The sequence below is a fragment of the Marinobacter bohaiensis genome, assembly GCF_003258515.1.
Classification (GTDB): Bacteria; Pseudomonadota; Gammaproteobacteria; order Pseudomonadales; family Oleiphilaceae; genus Marinobacter_A; species Marinobacter_A bohaiensis.
Genome location: NZ_QGEH01000004.1, coordinates 76,812 through 93,194 on the forward strand (window position 1 = coordinate 76,812; position 16,383 = coordinate 93,194).

Genomic DNA, 16,383 nt, shown 5'->3' on the forward strand with positions numbered 1-16,383 from the left:
GTTCCGACCGGCTCTGTGTATGGACGGCTCCAGAACGATCGGCGGCTCCGGCAACCTTCCCGTATTCAGGCACCCGCTGCGACCATGGACGTCTCCCGCATCTGGCGCAGGCGTTCCACACCCAGGCGGACCAGCGGTGCGGACTGCGCGGGATGGATATCTTCGGGAATGCGCTGGCCATCGGTGTAGTAGGCCACCCGAAGTCCGGTTTCCATGGCGAACCCGAGTACCTCGCCGAGCGTCAGGGCTTCATCCAGCTTGGTCATGATACACCCGGCAGGATTCGCCATCTTATAGCAATGCCACGTGGATTTCATGATCCGCGGCTGACTGGTGGCCGACAACACGAGGTAGGGCTTGACCGGGTGATCGCTCGACGCCAGCTCTTCCAGCTGCTCCTGGTGGCCGCGATCGGCGTGGGTCAGGCCCGCGGTGTCGATCAGCACCAGACGCTTGTCGGACAGGTCGTCCAGAATCCGGTCGAGGGAATGGCTCTCGTCGACCACGCGTACCGGCACATTGAGGATGCGGCCGAAGACGAACAGCTGCTCATGGGCCGCCACCCGGTAGCGGTCGGTGGTGACCAGCGCCAGGGAATCCGGACCATGCTCAAGCACATAGCGCGCCGCCATCTTGCCGATGGTCGTGGTCTTGCCGGAGCCGGTGGGGCCGACCAGCGCGACGATACCGCCCTGTTCGACAATCTCTTTATCCTGGGTCCGAACCCCCGCGGCGAGGGTCCGCAGCGCCTTCTTCCAGCCTTCTTCAAGGCGGCAGTGGCCCTGGTTACGGGCCAGTGATCCGGCCAGCTGGCTGGACAGACCAAACTCCTCCAGGCGCTCCGCCAGACGCTGCTGGCTGGCGACGGCCGGTTCCGCGGGCTGGGCTTTGCCTGGAGTCCGCTCACGACGCTCGTTGACCATGTCCCGCAGCGAATGAATTTCGGCACGCATGGCTTCCAGAGCCGCCTGCGTGGTATCCGGCGCCTCGCTCTGGGGCTCGGCATTTTCCGCTACCTCGGCGAATACGTCCGGCTCGCGCGGCTGGCGCTTTTCGCGGATTTCACGAATGCGGTCGCGGGAACGGCCGAGTTCTTCCTCCAGGCGGCGATGCTGTTCCGCCTGCATTTCGGCCAGGCGCGCACCGTTGGTGGCATCCACCGCGGCGTTGCCCAGACGCTGGCGCGCCAGATTCTCGTCATAATCAAGGGCCGTCACGATTTCGACACCGCCATCCACCCGTCGGTTGGACAGGATGACCGCGTCCTCGCCCATTTCCAGGCGAACCATCTTCAGCGCTTCGGCCATGGTTGGCGCAAAAAACCGTTTTACCTTCATGATGACTTTCCTCCGTCGGCGCCGCCGTCAGCGGCGCCCTGCTCTGCGGGCCGGCCTTGCCTTACTGCTGGCCCACCGATGCCACAATCGTGATCTGTTTGTTATCCGGCACTTCCTGATAGGACAGGACGTGCAAGCGCTCTACGCCATAGCTGACAAAACGGGCCATGACCGGCCTCAACGGCCCGGACACCAGCAGGATCGCCGGTTTGCCCATCATCTCCTGACGCTGGGCGGCGTCGCGCAGGGAACGCTGCAGTCGCTCGACCATGTTGGGTTCGAGCACCAGGCCGATATCGTCCTGACCGCCGGATTGTTGACTCTGCTGCATGGACTTTAGCAACATCTGTTCCAACTCCGGATCCAGGGTGATCACCGGGATTTCGTGATCGCCGCCGCAGATGCTCTGGACGATCATTCGCCGCAGCGATTGCCGGGCCGCCGTGGTCAGCACGCGAGCGTCCTGGGTTTTGGGCTGGACGTTGACGATGGCCTCGGCGATCGAGCGCATGTCGCGGATCGGCACCTCTTCCTGGAGCAGGCTCTGCAGGACTTTCAGCAGCAGACTGATGGAGACGGTGTTGGGCACCAACTCCTCGGCCAGCTTGGGCGAAACCTTCTCCAGCTGTTCCAGCCACTTCTGGACCTCTTCGTGCCCCAGCAGCTCGTGGGCGTGCTTCTGCAGGATCTGGTTGAGGTGGGTGGCCACCACGGTACTGGCATCGACGACGGTATAGCCGAGGGTCTGGGCCTGATCCTTCTTGTCGGGCTCGATCCAGCTGGCATCCAGGCCAAACGCCGGGTCTTTGCCCTCGATACCCTCGATCTTGCCGAACACCTGCCCCGGGTCGATGGCCAGCTCCCGGTCCGGATGGATCTCCGCCTCGGCGATGGTCACGCCCATCAGGGTGATGCGGTACACATTGGGCATTAGGTCCAGGTTGTCGCGGATATGGACCGACGGCATCAGGAAACCGAGATCCTGGGACAGCTTCTTGCGCACGCCCTTGATCCGGGTCAGCAGTTGCCCGCCCTGGGACTTGTCCACCAGCGGAATCAGGCGGTAGCCCACTTCCAGGCCGACGATGTCGACGGTGGACACGTCGTCCCAACCCAACTCTTTGGATTCCGCCGGCCCCGGCAGCGCCTGCCCCTGACCGCCGCCTTCACCACCCTGCGGACCGGCCGGCTGCGCGGTGCGAGGAACGCCACCACCCCGCGCCGGGAAGACGCTGTCGTCTTCCTCAACCGCCTGCTGCTGGCGTTTCCAGATGTAGTAGGCACCCGCACCGGCAATCAGGCCCAGCCCGATAAACGCCACGTGCGGCATGCCGGGGATGATGCCCAGGATGATCAGGATCGCGGCGGCAATCGCCAACACCCGCGGCGCGGTGAACATCTGCGACAGGATCTGCTGGCCCATGTCCTGGCTGGAGGTCACCCGCGTCACCATAATGGCGGCGGAGGTGGACAGCAGCAGCGACGGGATCTGGGCGACCAGGCCGTCACCGATGGTCAGCAACGCGTAGCTGCGCATGGCATCGCCGAAGGACAGGGCGTGCTGCAGCATGCCGATGACCACGCCGCCGGCGATGTTGATGAACAGGATCAGCAGGCCGGCGATGGCATCGCCCTTCACGAATTTGCTGGCACCGTCCATGGAGCCGTAGAAGTCGGCTTCCTGGGCAATCTCGGAGCGGCGGGCCTTGGCTTCGTCCTGGTTGATCAGGCCGGCGTTGAGGTCCGCGTCGATCGCCATCTGCTTGCCGGGCATGGCATCCAGGGTGAAGCGGGCGCTGACTTCCGACACCCGGCCGGCACCTTTGGTCACGACCATGAAGTTGATGATCACCAGGATGGCGAAGACCACCAGGCCGACGGCGTAGTTACCACCGATCAGCACCGCGCCGAACGATTCGATCACCTTACCGGCGGCGTCGCCGCCTTCGTGACCGTTGAGCAGGACGATCCGGGTCGAGGCCACGTTCAGCGCCAGGCGCAGCAGCGTGGCCACCAGCAGCACCGTCGGGAAGGCGGCGAACTCCATCGGCCGCAGCGCGTAGACACACACCAGCAGGATGACGATGGACAGGGTGATGTTGAACGTAAACAGCACGTCCAGCAGGAACACCGGCATGGGCAGTATCATCATGCCCAGCAGCGCCATCAGCAGGATCGGGATCCCGAGATTGCCGTTTGTCAGGGATTTGACGTTATTCAGGACCAGCGCTCTGTCCACAGCCCGAAACTCTCCAGCTCGATCAACGTTTGTCTGTGCCGCGATGTCGTTTTTTTGACGGCACGACCGCATCTGGAGGGGTTTTCGCAATATCCATACCAATCGCCGCAAGAAGCTTTATCCGGGGCACCCCTGACTGACTGGACCGGGCAAGTGAGGTATCCTTGGTGAGATTTTATGTTCCTATTCTGAAAAGAAGGTGAGCCATGCCCGTCCTTGAGGTAAAGCACCCCCTGATCCGCCATAAACTCGGCCTCATGCGCCGGGCGGACATCAGCACCAAGAACTTCCGTGAGCTGGCACAGGAGGTCACCGCCCTGCTGACCTACGAAGCCACCCAGGATTTCCATCTGGAAAAACAGACCATCGAAGGCTGGGCCGGCCCGGTCGAAGTGGATCGCCTCAGCGGCAAGAAAGTGACGATCGTCCCCATCCTGCGTGCCGGCATGGGCATGCTCGAAGGCGTCCTCACCCTGATCCCCGGCGCCCGCGTGAGCGTGGTCGGCCAGGTCCGCGACGAGGAAACCCTGGAAGCGAGCACCTACCTGGAGAAGCTGGTGGGCGAACTGGACCAGCGTCTGGCGATGATCGTCGACCCCATGCTGGCGACCGGCGGCTCGCTGATCTCCACCATCGACCTGCTCAAGAAAGCGGGCAGCACCGAGATTCGAGCCCTGGTTCTGGTGGCCGCGCCGGAAGGCATCGAGAAAGTGCTGGAGGCCCATCCGGACGTGTCCATCTACACCGCCTCGATCGACGATCGCCTCAACGAGAAAGGCTACATCCTGCCTGGCCTGGGCGATGCCGGCGACAAGATCTTCGGCACCAAGCAAAAGGATAACTGAGCATGCCAGCTACCCCGAACGAACCGGTATGGCGCCAGGCCGTCGCCGGCGCACAGATGTTGCTGGTCGCCTTCGGCGCACTGGTACTGATGCCCCTGATCACGGGCATGGATCCGAACGTCGCGCTCTTCACGGCGGGCGTGGGCACGCTGATGTTCCAGATCATCACCGGCGGCCAGATCCCGATCTTCCTGGCCTCTTCCTTTGCCTTCATTGCCCCGATCCTGTCCGCCAAGGCCAAGTTCGGCATGGAGGAAACCCTGGGCGGCCTGGCCGCCGCCGGCCTCCTTTACATGCTCCTCAGTGGCGTGGTGAAGCTGCGCGGCACCGGTTTCCTCAACCGCCTGCTGCCGCCCGTGGTGATCGGCCCGGTGATCATGGTGATTGGTCTGGGCCTGGCGCCGACCGCGGTCAACATGGCCATGGGCAAGGCCGGCGACGGCAGCGCCCAGTTGGTGCCCTACGACACCGCCATCTGGATCGCCATGATTTCGCTGGTCACCACCATCCTGTTCTCGGTCTTTGGCCGCGGCATGTTCCGGCTGATCCCGATCCTGTTCGGCGTACTGGTCGGCTACGTGCTGTCGGCGATCGTCGGCATCGTCGACCTGACGCCGATACGGGAAGCGGCCTGGTTTGGGCTACCGAACTTCGTCACACCGGAATTCAGCTGGGGCGCCATCCTGTTCATGATCCCGGTGGCCATCGCCCCGGCCATCGAGCACATCGGCGACATCCTGGCCATCGGCACGGTGACCCGCAAGGACTACCTGAACAAGCCGGGCCTGCACCGCACTCTGCTGGGTGACGGTGTCGCCACCAGCACCGCGGCTTTCCTCGGCGGCCCGCCCAACACCACCTATTCCGAGGTGACCGGCGCGGTCATGCTGACCCGCAACTTCAACCCGCGGGTGATGATCTGGGCGGCCATCGTCGCCGTGGTCCTGGCCTTCATCGGCAAGTTCGGCGCCGCCCTGCAGACCATCCCGGTGCCAGTGATGGGCGGCATCCTGTGCCTGCTGTTCGGCTCCATCGCCGTGGTGGGGCTGAACACCCTGATCCGTCACCAGGTGGATCTGGCCGAAGCCCGCAACCTGGTCATCGTCGGCGTGACGCTGGTGTTCGGCATTGGCGGCATGGCCCTGGGCCACATCGAGGGCATCGCCCTGTGCGGTCTGGTCGCCATCGGCCTGAACCTGGCATTACCCGGCAGCCAGGCGGCCTGGGGCGCCTCGGCCGCATCCAAGGGCGATACTCCGGCGGCAGAATAACCGGGCCCTTGAGCAGCGCGCCGCCAGCCGGCGGCGCGCGGTTTTCAGGGGATCAGCCCTGATAACCAAGGAGCGACCATGACACGCCCGCTCGACAGTTCCGGCATCAGTTTCACCGCCCTCTACACCGGCGCCGTCTGGCAGCACAACGGCCTCTCGGAAGACGGGCTCACCCCGCCCGCCGGCCATACCCTGTACAACCTCATGACGCCCTTCGAGGGCCTGAGCCGCCTGGTCACCGGCGGCAACATCCGCACGTTCCTGCTGCAACGCCACCTGATCATCGACCAGTTGATTCACGACGCCATCGAGCATCGTGGCATCGGCCAGGTACTGGAGATCGCCTGCGGCCTGTCACCTCGTGGTATCCGGCTGCGCCGGCGCTATCCTCACTTGCAGGTGCTGGAAACCGACCTGCCCGCCATGGCCACCCGCAAGGCGGCCTATCTCGCCACCCACGGTTTTCTGGGCGAGCATCACCAGGTCCGCCCCATCGATATCTTCGCCGACGGCGGCCCCCTGGCCCTGGAACGGGTGATCGAGGACCAGTTTGACGCGGGACGGCCGCTGCTGGTGGTCACCGAGGGTCTCACCAGCTATTTTTCCCTCGACGACATCAGCCGGTTCTGGCGTCGCCTGGCGCGCTGCCTGGCACAACGGCCGGGCTCGGCCTACCTGACGGAAACCTACCTGCAGCCGGATGGCAAACTACTCGGTCGCGGGCTAGATCTGCTGCGCGGTGCATTGGGTCGAATGACCCGGGCCGACGTGAGCTTTCACTTTCACGACGGTGCCTCGGCCGCCCGGCACCTGGCCGGGCTCGGCTTTGATGGTGTGCAGGCGATTGATCCGGAGGCTTACTACGGGCGGCTGCCGATTCCGGAAAGTCGGGGGACGCCACTGGTGCGGGTGCTGGATGCGAGGAGTTGAGTCGGTCGATGCAAAGGAGGAACCGGCCCGGGCACCCGCGGTGCCTCAGAAGCTCAAGCGTCCGCTGCATGCCCGAGCAGTTGCTACCAATGTAGCCGGAGCTTCAGCTTCGGAGCAGCCGGCAGGCTGCCGATAAAAACGCCAAGCCCCCGGAATGTTGCCAGCCCAGCCTTGTGTTAAGGGACACTAGCTGTCCCGCCGCAGATCGCCGGGAATCGGGAAGTCCGGCATGCCCGGGCGCTCGCCCTGACCGCGACGATAGCGCCGCAACTGGAACAGGTAGGCCAGCACCTGGGCGATGGCCACATAGAGCCCGTGGGGGATTTCGCCGCCCACATCGGTGTTGTGATAGACCGCCCGGGTCAGCGGCGGGGTGCGCAGCACGTCGACCTTGTGCTCGCGGGCGATTTCCATGATCTTGAAGGCCACCTGGTCCGCGCCCTTGGCGACCACAATCGGCGCCGCCATTTTTTTCTGGTCGTACTTCAGCGCCACCGCGTAATGGGTCGGGTTGGTGATGACCACGTCGGCGGTCGGCACATCCTGCATCATGCGGCGCTGGGCCATTTCCCGCTGCAGCTGGCGAATCTTGCTTTTGACTTCCGGCTTGCCTTCGGTGTCCTTGAACTCGTCCTTGACCTCCTGCTTGGTCATGCGCAGCTTTTTCTGGTGGTCATAGATCTGGAAGGGCACGTCGATGGCGGCGATGATGATGGTGGCGCAGGACAGCAGGAAAAAGCTCCAGCCCAGCGTCCAGACCACATGCTCCATGGCCGGCACCGGCGCTTCCTCGGCGATGGACAGCAAGTCCTCGGTGCGCAAATCCAGGATCACCACCGCGATCACCATCACCAGCGCCACCTTGGCGACGGCCTTGACCAGCTCGATCAGTGAACGCATGGAAAACATGCGCTTGAGGCCCTTGAGCGGGTCCATGCGACTGAGCTTGGGGGCAATGGCCTTGCCGCTGAACAGCAGACCGCCGATGCCGATGGGCCCGGCGATCGCCGCCACCAGCAGCATCAGCAGGATCGGCGACAGCGCAATGGCGGCATCCTCGGCCGCCGCACCCAGAATGATCGCCATCTGGTTGGTGTCGAAGGCGCTCATGCGGTCGAACGAAAAACTGTGACGCATGATGCCTTCCAGCGAGGCGCCGAGGCTGGAGCCGAACATCAGCAGGCCGCTGGCGCCGGCCAACAGCACCGCCATGGTCGCCAGTTCACGGGAGCGCGCGGTCTGGCCCTCCTCCCGGGCCTTCTCAAGCCTTCGGGGGGTGGCCTCTTCGGTCTTTTCCTGACTGTTTTCGTTTTCTTCAGCCATGATGGCAACCCAATTCCCGCCGTTGCGTCAGGGAAGACGCTCCAGCGAGCGCATGAATTCAAAGGTCTCCCGGGTGTACTGGTCGAAATGCGGCAGAAAATCGCCGTGCAGCACCCAGATCGCAAACAATCCAAAAATCAGGCCAATCGGAAAACCGAGGGAGAAGATGTTCATCTGCGGCGCCGCGCGGGTCATCACGCCGAATGAAATGTTGACGATCAGCACCGCCGTCACGGCCGGAAGCGCCAACATCATGGCGGAAACGAACATCCAGCTGATGCGATGGGCCAGCTCCCAGTATGCATCGGGGCCCAGACCACCCTGCCCGATGGGCAGCGTACGGAAACTCTCGAGGAAGATCTCGAAGGCCACCAGATGGCCGTTCATGGCCAGGAACAACAGGGTCACGGTAATGGTGTAGATCTGCGACAGCACCGGTACGTTAACGCCGTTGGACGGATCCACCATGGAGGCGAAACCCAGCCCCATCTGCATGGCGATCATCTGCCCGGCGATCACGAAAAGCTGGAACAGCGCGGTGAGCACGAACCCCAGGCCGGCACCGATCATCACCTGATGGATAGTAATCACCACGGCATCGCCCGACAGCGCGTCCACCCGCGGCACGTCGCCAATCAGGGGCACCACCAGGATGGTCATCAGTAGCGCCAGCCCCAGGCGGATGCGCGCCGGCACCAGGCCCGCGCCGACGAACGGGATGGTCATCATGAAGCTGGCGATGCGGAACAGCGGCCAGAGATGCTGCCCGACCCATTGACCGATGCCGTCGGCCGCGATCTCCAGCGCCATGCTCAACCGATCAGGTAGGGAATGTTGGAAATCAGCCGTTCCGCGTGATCGGTCAGTTGCGTCAGCATCCAGGGGCCGAAGGCGATGATCGTAATCAGCGTGACCAGCAGTCGCGGCAGGAAGCTCAAGGTCTGTTCGTTGATCTGGGTCGCCGCCTGGAAGGTACTGACAATCAGCCCCACCACCAGGCCGGGCCCGATGATCATGGCGGACAACAGCACGATCATCCAGAGGGCTTCACGCATGATGTCGATGACGGTTTCCGGCGTCATGAACGACCTCCCCTATATCCCGAAACTCGATGCCAGGGTGCCCATGATCAGGGCCCAGCCGTCCACCAGCACGAACAGCATGATCTTGAACGGCAACGAAATGATGATCGGCGACAGCATCATCATCCCCATGGCCATCAGCACGCTGGCCACTACCATGTCGATGATCAGGAACGGGATGAACAGGATGAAGCCGATCTGGAACGCGGTTTTCAGTTCGCTGGTCACGAACGCCGGCATCAACACCCAGAAGGACACGTCCTGGGGCGTCGCGGCCTGCTCGTCGGCGATGCGCATGAACAGCCCCAGATCGTCTTCCCGGGTCTGCGCCAGCATGAACTCACGGAACGGCTGGGACGCCCGCTGAACCGCCTCCAGCGGCGCAATCTCCTCCGCCATGTAGGGCTGCAGCGCGTCTTCGTTCACCTGTTCGAGTACCGGGCGCATGATGAAGATGGTCAGAAACAGGGTCAGGCCGATCAGGATCTGGTTGGATGGTGTCGATTGCAGGCCCAGAGCCTGCCGCAGGATGGCGAAAACGATGATGATGCGGGTGAAGGACGTCATCATCATCAGCATGGCGGGCAGGAACGTCAGCGCCGTCATCAGCGCCAGGACCTGCAGCGTGACCGAGTACTCCTCGCCGCCGCCGTCCTCGGACGGCGTCACGGTGACGGCCGGGATGCCCGGCAGGTCGGCATGCGCCGGCCACGCCAGCAACAGCAGCGGCAGGGCCCGGATCAGTAACGCCAGCCAGCCGGACAGGCGCGTCACGCGTCACCTCCGCCGTCGCGACGGGAGGTGGACGACGGCCCGCTCCAGTTGCGACCGATCATGGCCTGCAGGCGCTTGGCAAACTCGCTGTCGTTGCCCGCCTTGCCGTCCACCACCGGCTCATCGAAAACATGCAGGGTGCGAATGGTGTTGGCCGTGATGCCGACGAGAATCTGGGTGCCGCCCACTTCAATCAGGACGATGCGCTCGCGCGCGCCGACGGACATGACGCTGACGATCTTGATGGCCTGGCTGTTCATGCCGGACAGGCCGTTCATGCGTTTGACCAGCCAGGCGCAGCCGAAGATCAGTGCAATCACCGCCAGCAGGCCGAGCGCCAGCGTCAGCAGCGAGCCAAGGCTGTCCGGGCCGTTGCTGGTGGCGGCCTCAGCGGCGGGCTGGCTCTGGGCCCAGAGGACCGGGCTGGCCAGCAGGCACCATCCGCTGAACAGGATACGTTGCAAGGTCTTTCCTCCACCTCGACGGAACCCCGACGGCGGCCGGGTTCCGGAAATACAGGCTACTTGGAGAGCCGCTTGATGCGTTCGCCCGGGCTAATCACATCGGTCAGCCGAATGCCGAACTTCTCGTTCACCATAACCACCTCGCCATGGGCGATCAGGGTGCCATTGACCAGTACGTCCAGCGGCTCGCCGGCCAGACGGTCCAGCTCAATGACCGAGCCCTGGTTGAGTTGCAGCAGGTTGCGAATGGGAATCTGGGTGTTGCCGACTTCCATGGAGATGGTCACCGGGATGTCGAGGATCACGTCGAGGTCCGGCGCCAGGCCGTCGCCCTGCTGGACGCCACCGTCCATGCCGAACTCTTCCATGGGCGCCGCCTTCACATCGTCGGCGGTCTCGGATTCGCCCTCGCCCGCCTCGGCCATGGCCGCTGCCCACTCGTCGTCACGGTCACCGTCCTGGTCCTCGCCAGCGTCATCACCGGACTCGGACATGGCAGCCTCCCATTCGGCGGCGAGCTTTTCGTCTTCGCTCATCTCCTGCGGGTCTTTTTTCTGATCGTCGTCAGCCATGCCTGTTCACCTTCAATTGTTTCTTCACTTTGGGTCGTGCCGTGCGATCGGTCACGCGCAGTGCCAGGTTGCCGTCCCGGGTCCCGAGCTGGGCCTTATAGATGGGAATGCCATTGGCGGTCACCGTCAGATCGTTTTCCAGCTCCACCGGAATCACGTCCCCGGCCTTGAGTTTGGCGATATCACGCAGGCTCAGCCGGCGCCGGCAAACGGTGGCGTTGACCGGCACGTTGACCGCCTTGATGTCTTCCTGCAGGGCATTCACCCAGCGTTCGTCGACTTCGTCGATGTCGCTCTGGACGCCGGCATCCAGCACGTCGCGGATGGGCTCGATCATCGAGTACGGCAGCGCCATGTGCAGCTCGCCACCGCCGCCGTCCAGTTCGATGTGGAAGGTGCTGACCACCACCACTTCGCTGGGGCTGACAATGTTGGCCATAGCCGGATTGACCTCGGAACTGAGGTACTCGTAGTCGATCTTGAGCACGGCGTTCCAGGCTTCGCGCATGTCCTTGAACACCATGTCCAGCATCATCTGTACGATGCGGGTCTCGGTGGGGGTAAATTCACGCCCCTCGATCTTGGCGTGGCGCCCTTCCCCGCCGAAGAAATTATCCACCAGCTTGAACACCAGCTTTGCATCGAGGATGAACAGCCCGGTGCCACGCAGCGGCCGCATCTTGACCAGGTTGAGACTGGTGGGGACGTACAGCGTGTGTATGTACTCACCAAACTTCATGATCTGGACACCACCGGTGGAGACGTCGGCGTTGCGGCGCAGCAGGTTGAAGAGACTGATCCGGGTGTAGCGGGCAAAACGCTCGTTGATCATCTCCAGGGTGGGCATGCGCCCACGGACGATACGGTCCTGACTGGAGAGGTCGTAGGACTTGACCCCGGTGTCGTCCGTCTCGTCGTAGGTGTCGATGTCACCATCGTCAACGCCGTGCAGGAGCGCGTCGATTTCGTCTTGTGACAGTAAGTCCTGCATACCTTTAATCCGACCTCACGGGTTCGATCTGTCTGTTGTGATCAAACGGGCTGACGACTATTGCAGCACAAAATTCTCGAACAGGATGTGGTCAACCGGTTCAGCGCCTTCCTGCTCCAGGACCTGATTGACGGTCTCCACCCCTTTCTGCAGCAACGCCTCCTTGCCCTCGGGCGTTTGCATCGCCTGGAAATCCTGGGCCCCGAACAGGGTCAGCAGACGGCTGCGAATCAGCGGCATATGCGTTTGCGCGGCATCGAGTGCGGCCTGGTCGCGGCTCTGCAGGGCCACGAAAATCTGCATGTAGCGCTGTCGGCCCTCGCTGGCAAGCGTGACGATAAAGGGTTTGCTCATGGAATAGTAGTGGCTGGGCTCGAACACTTCGGCGGTTTCCGCCTCGCTATCGGCGTCCGCCTCGGCGCCGTCGTCACCCGATTTCAGGAACCAGAGGGTGCCGGCGACGGACAGGCCCACCGCCAGCAGGATCACCACAACCAGCAGGATGATCAGTTTCAGTTTGCCCTTGCCGCCCGGCTTTTCCGCATTTTCCGCCATAGATGTCCAACAGTCAGTTTATTGTCGTTTCGACCCGCTACCCGGAGGTTTCAGCAATAAGTGAGCCAACCTTTCCCGGAATGCCGCCATATCATAAACAAAACAGAAGTTTAGCGTCTGGGTCGAAAGACATAAACCGTAGCCTGGTGGAACCACCGGCTAGGCGTACAGATCCACCTCACCACGCCAGCTCAGATCGAGGCTGCCGCCGGCCAGGGTCTGCTCGCCATCTTCCCCCTCAACACTGGACGCAAGCCCGGATCCACCGGATTCGCTTCCGCTGCCATCACCGGCCAGTTGCTGCTGCCCGCCCTGCTGGTCCGGTGTCTCCGCCGAGACCTCGAACCGGTCCAGGTTCAGCCCGTTCTCCTGCAGCATATCACGCAGGCGATGGCCGTTGAGTTCGAGCTGGTCACGAACCGCCGAATGGGTGGCGTGCACGGTGACATGGGCCTGGTCTTGCTGGACCTGGACGCGAACCTCCAGCGGGCCCAGGTCGGGCGGCGTGATGTGAATCTCGGCGGCGGACATGCGCTGGCTGGTCAACCACGCCAGTTTGCCGGCGACCTTCTCACCCCACTCGGCATGCTGCACCGGCAGGTCCACGCTGGTGGAATAGCTCTTCAGTCCGGCCATGGCGTCTCGCCCTTCCAGACCGCGCTGCAGGCTGGTGGCATTATTCTGCAGGTTGCCGGACTGGCTGTCCCCCTGCAGACGGGCCAGTTGACTGGAAAAATCAATCGCCTTGCCGTCGGGGGTCGCGGCCTTGCCCAGCAGGATGCCGGCCTGATCGCCCTTCGCCGTTGTGGTCAGACCTTCCTTGAGCGCTCCCGCGTCAGAAGCTCCCTGGCCCGCCGCCAGCGCCTTGTCCAGAAGCTGGCTCAGCTTGGGGGTGCCCGGCTGGCCGCCGATGGCAGCCGAGCCCTGGACCGCGGTGGCGGCACTCGGCGCGCCCTTCAGGGCCGTGGCATCGGTGGGCGTACTGAACAGGAAGGGCAGACTGGCCTTGTCGGTGATTTCGGTATCGTCGTCGCTCTCCTGCCGGCTTTCGTCACTCACCTGTTCGGCCGTCCGGGCCTTGTCGGAATCGGCATCACGCCCACGGTCGGAACGATCCGCGGTCAGCGCCTCATCGTCGCGGGCTTTATCGGCCCTGTCGCTGCGTTCGGCGCTGCGGCGGTCTTCAGCTCGAGCGTCTTCAGCGCGTGACTTCTCGGTTTGGCGTTCCGCCTGCTGGTCAGCGCGCTGGCGATCCTCCGCACGCTGGTCCGACAGCCGCCGTTCCTCCGCCTGTTTTTCCTCCAGGCGCTGATCGGCGCGGCGCTGGTCCTCGGCCCGCTGTTCGGCACGTTGCTGCCGCTGCTCGCGAGCCTCAAGACGCGACTGCTCGCGCGCCGATACCTCGTTGAAGGCTTCGGTGGAAGACTCCGAAGCCGCATTATTCTTCACGCTTTCAGTCGAATTTCCGGACGTGGACGAAACGGGTGTCAACACCAATCCAGACATGGCAACCCCTTGCCGCTTTGGCACAAATCAAACGGTTTGGAGGAAGCTCAGCAACAAGGATGCCAATCGCCCAGGCGCCGCCCCGGAAAGGACCTTCCTGGAAAGGGCGCCCCTGTAAAGCCCCCTCCTGGAAAGGACGGCCGGGCCCCGTTTGCGCCCGGGGCTCCCTGAATCAGCGGGCCAGCGTATTTTCCAGCAGACCGCGGACCACCGAGAATTCGTCCTCGATGTCGGTCAACACATCGGCCGCGGCATCCAGTCGTCCTTCCTTGCCGGCCAGCTCCGCATCGCCACACAGGGCTCCCAGCCGGGGAGCGCCAATGTTGATGCAGCTGCCCTTGAAGCTGTGCGCGGACTTGGTAAAGGCATCGGTATTGCGACTGCCCAGGGCCGAGCGCAGCGTGTCGAGGCGCTCGCGGGAGTCGTTCAGGTAGGTCGTTATCAGCACGTCGAACTCGCTTTCCATGACTTCGCGTAGCTCTGCAAGCGCTTCATCGTCCAGATGCGGCTTGTCGTTCATGATCGTCTCCTTGCACTGCGACCGCCCGCCGCCAGGCTGGTTTCGCCTCCTGCCTGCGGCAGGGCCGGTGGACGTGCCGTCGCGCGGGCTCCAATTCGGGCATACCGTGCCCGGAAGCCTTGTGGATATCAACCTGTGATGTCAGTCATGGTCGTCCGGGTCAAAGGTCCAGCTGTAAATCGCTTCCACCTCGTTACCGCTGCCCCGGTGCGTCAGCGAGTCGCAGAGTTCCCGCAGCAGGGCCAACCCCCGGCCCGCATAGCCTTTCTGGTCGAGTGTCGACAGTTTTCCCTCATTATAGTTGAAGCCGTCGCCGCTATCCTGGCACACCACCGTCAACTGGCCGCCGTTACGGCCGATCCGATGGGATAACCGGAAACTGATGGCATCGTCCACCACGGTCTTCAGCCGGCGGGCCCGCTCAGCGTAATAGCGGCCAAAACCTTCCGGCGAGCTCTTCCAGCTCGACGGCAACTGCAGCACGCCATGCTCCAACGCATTGGTGTAGAGCTCCGCCAGTATCGTGTATACCTCGCCACCGCGCCGCCTCAGGCCCGGCACTTCCATGCAGATGTGCAGCAGCAGGGGCAGCGGGTTGAACTGGGCCATGGTGTCCCCGCAGACCCGATATTCGCAGGACCAGTTGGACGGGCCGCTCAGGGCCGACTGGGTCACCCGCAGCGGCAATTCCTCCAGGAGGCTGGCCTCGATGACGTCCACCGATACCAGGGTCAGGTCGTCCGGCGCGGCCTCGCTGCCGGTGAACTCGCCGATGGCGGATAACACCGTCTGCAACACCGGCGTCTCCAGAGGCGTCTGTTCCACCACCTGGCGCAGGCGATCCTCGCCGAACATCTCGCCGGCGCCGTTGGTCGACTCGGGCACGCCGTCGGTGGTGAAGAAGATGGTGTCGTCGACTTCCACCTTGAGCCGGCTGACCTCGGTGCTGAAGCGCTCGGCGGCCACCACCCCCAACGGCAGATGACTGGACGGCAGACGCTCCACCGTGCGCCCGCCCCGCAACAGGAAGCCGCAAGGCAGACCGCCGTTCCAGATGGTCAGGTTACCCAGGTGGGCATCCAGCTCGATGAACGCGGCGCAGCAGAACATGTCCGTGGGCAGGATGCGCCAGAGTTTCTGGTTGATTTCCCGCAGGATGTCACCGCAGGCAAAGCCCTTGCTGGTCATGCCGTAGAAGATCTCGGCCACGGGCATGGCGCCGATGGCCGCCGGCAGCCCATGCCCGGTGAAGTCGCCGATCAACACGTTCATGCCACCGGACGGCCGCGGACAGGCGAACAGGATGTCGCCGTTGAACACGGACATGGGCGACGCGTGGTAACGGATGTTGGGTGCGTCCAGGCAGCCGGTGTGGGCGACGTTGTCAAAAACCCGCCGGGCGATGTTCTGCTCCTTGATCAACTGCTCGTTGCGGGCGCGGATCAGGTCGCGTTGCTGGGTCAGAGTGTTGTGCATCACCCGCATACGGTTGAAGGCGTTGATCTTGGCTTCGATGATGATGCGGTTGTAGGGCTTGGACAGGAAATCGTCGCCGCCGGCTTCCAGGCAGCGCGCCAGGGCGTCGGCGTCGGACAGGGAGGTCAGAAAGATAATCGGCACCAGGGCCTCGCCGGCCAGGCTCTTGATGTGGCGGGTCGCCTCCATGCCATCCATGCGCGGCATCATCACGTCCAGCAGGACGATCTGAGGCTCGAAGGTGCGAAACGCCTCGACCGCCTCCATCCCGTCAGCGACCGTCATCACCTCATGCCCCAGGCGTCGCACCATGGTGCTGAGGATCATTCGGTCGGTTTCGCTGTCGTCCGCAATCAGGATCCGGAGCGACTGGCTTTCCATCGCCTTTTCAGCAACCGCCTTTTCCAATGGGGTCTGCCTCTGTTGCTGCATCCCGTGGACAGGCGCCCGGCCGGCGTTGCGCGGAGCGGGACGGTGTATGCATCGCCCGCGGACCGG

General features: G+C 63.5%; 16 protein-coding genes. 3 read left to right on the forward strand and 13 right to left on the reverse strand.

The window, feature by feature from the left end:
• Positions 1 to 65: 65 nt before the first annotated feature.
• Together flhF and flhA are read right to left on the reverse strand one after the other, a co-directional pair.
• Positions 66 to 1,337 carry a flagellar biosynthesis protein FlhF gene (gene flhF, locus DKK67_RS16995; RefSeq protein WP_111497711.1) on the reverse strand — a complete coding sequence of 424 codons (1,272 nt, stop codon included), beginning with the start codon at positions 1,335 to 1,337 and terminating at the stop codon, positions 66 to 68.
• Between the two features lie 61 nt (positions 1,338 to 1,398).
• The gene (gene flhA, locus DKK67_RS17000) at positions 1,399 to 3,576 is read right to left on the reverse strand and encodes a flagellar biosynthesis protein FlhA (RefSeq protein WP_111497712.1); all 2,178 of its coding nucleotides are present in this window, start codon (positions 3,574 to 3,576) and stop codon (positions 1,399 to 1,401) included.
• Between the two features lie 206 nt (positions 3,577 to 3,782).
• Between flhA and upp the strand changes: the two genes are divergently transcribed.
• From upp to DKK67_RS17015, 3 genes are all read left to right on the forward strand, one after another.
• Entirely contained in the window at positions 3,783 to 4,421 is a 639-nt protein-coding gene (gene upp / locus DKK67_RS17005) for a uracil phosphoribosyltransferase (RefSeq protein ID WP_111497713.1), read from the forward strand.
• A 2-nt stretch (positions 4,422 to 4,423) separates the two neighbouring features.
• Positions 4,424 to 5,692 (forward strand): uracil-xanthine permease family protein, encoded by a 1,269-nt coding sequence (locus DKK67_RS17010; RefSeq protein ID WP_111497714.1) that lies wholly within the window; start codon positions 4,424 to 4,426, stop codon positions 5,690 to 5,692.
• A gap of 78 nt (positions 5,693 to 5,770) precedes the next feature.
• A complete protein-coding gene (locus tag DKK67_RS17015) occupies positions 5,771 to 6,622 on the forward strand; it encodes a class I SAM-dependent methyltransferase (protein ID WP_111497715.1) in 852 nt (283 codons plus the stop codon).
• Between the two features lie 186 nt (positions 6,623 to 6,808).
• On the opposite strand, the gene flhB is transcribed toward DKK67_RS17015, so the two are convergent.
• The 11 genes from flhB to DKK67_RS17070 form a co-directional block, all read right to left on the reverse strand.
• Entirely contained in the window at positions 6,809 to 7,945 is a 1,137-nt protein-coding gene (flhB, locus tag DKK67_RS17020; protein ID WP_111497716.1) for a flagellar biosynthesis protein FlhB, read from the reverse strand.
• 27 nt (positions 7,946 to 7,972) lie between these two features.
• A complete protein-coding gene (gene fliR, locus DKK67_RS17025; protein WP_111497717.1) occupies positions 7,973 to 8,755 on the reverse strand; it encodes a flagellar biosynthetic protein FliR in 783 nt (260 codons plus the stop codon).
• A gap of 2 nt (positions 8,756 to 8,757) precedes the next feature.
• On the reverse strand, positions 8,758 to 9,027 hold the full coding sequence (fliQ, locus tag DKK67_RS17030; RefSeq protein ID WP_111497718.1) for a flagellar biosynthesis protein FliQ: 270 nt from the start codon (positions 9,025 to 9,027) through the stop codon (positions 8,758 to 8,760).
• A 12-nt stretch (positions 9,028 to 9,039) separates the two neighbouring features.
• Positions 9,040 to 9,792: a flagellar type III secretion system pore protein FliP gene (gene fliP, locus DKK67_RS17035; protein WP_204355871.1), complete on the reverse strand. Its 753-nt coding sequence runs from the start codon at positions 9,790 to 9,792 to the stop codon at positions 9,040 to 9,042.
• 5 nt (positions 9,793 to 9,797) lie between these two features.
• On the reverse strand, positions 9,798 to 10,265 hold the full coding sequence (gene fliO / locus DKK67_RS17040; RefSeq protein WP_111497719.1) for a flagellar biosynthetic protein FliO: 468 nt from the start codon (positions 10,263 to 10,265) through the stop codon (positions 9,798 to 9,800).
• A 56-nt stretch (positions 10,266 to 10,321) separates the two neighbouring features.
• A complete protein-coding gene (gene fliN / locus DKK67_RS17045; RefSeq protein WP_111497720.1) occupies positions 10,322 to 10,837 on the reverse strand; it encodes a flagellar motor switch protein FliN in 516 nt (171 codons plus the stop codon).
• A complete protein-coding gene (fliM, locus tag DKK67_RS17050) occupies positions 10,830 to 11,828 on the reverse strand; it encodes a flagellar motor switch protein FliM (protein WP_111497721.1) in 999 nt (332 codons plus the stop codon). The genes fliN and fliM overlap by 8 nt, the downstream gene beginning before the upstream one ends.
• A gap of 57 nt (positions 11,829 to 11,885) precedes the next feature.
• A complete protein-coding gene (locus tag DKK67_RS17055; RefSeq protein WP_111497722.1) occupies positions 11,886 to 12,383 on the reverse strand; it encodes a flagellar basal body-associated FliL family protein in 498 nt (165 codons plus the stop codon).
• A 159-nt stretch (positions 12,384 to 12,542) separates the two neighbouring features.
• On the reverse strand, positions 12,543 to 13,832 hold the full coding sequence (locus DKK67_RS17060; protein WP_111497723.1) for a flagellar hook-length control protein FliK: 1,290 nt from the start codon (positions 13,830 to 13,832) through the stop codon (positions 12,543 to 12,545).
• Positions 13,833 to 14,061: 229 nt separating this feature from the next.
• Complete coding sequence (locus DKK67_RS17065; protein ID WP_111497724.1) at positions 14,062 to 14,409, reverse strand: Hpt domain-containing protein; 348 nt, start codon at positions 14,407 to 14,409, stop codon at positions 14,062 to 14,064.
• 141 nt (positions 14,410 to 14,550) lie between these two features.
• Positions 14,551 to 16,266 (reverse strand): ATP-binding SpoIIE family protein phosphatase, encoded by a 1,716-nt coding sequence (locus DKK67_RS17070; RefSeq protein ID WP_228160685.1) that lies wholly within the window; start codon positions 16,264 to 16,266, stop codon positions 14,551 to 14,553.
• Positions 16,267 to 16,383 lie beyond the last annotated feature (117 nt).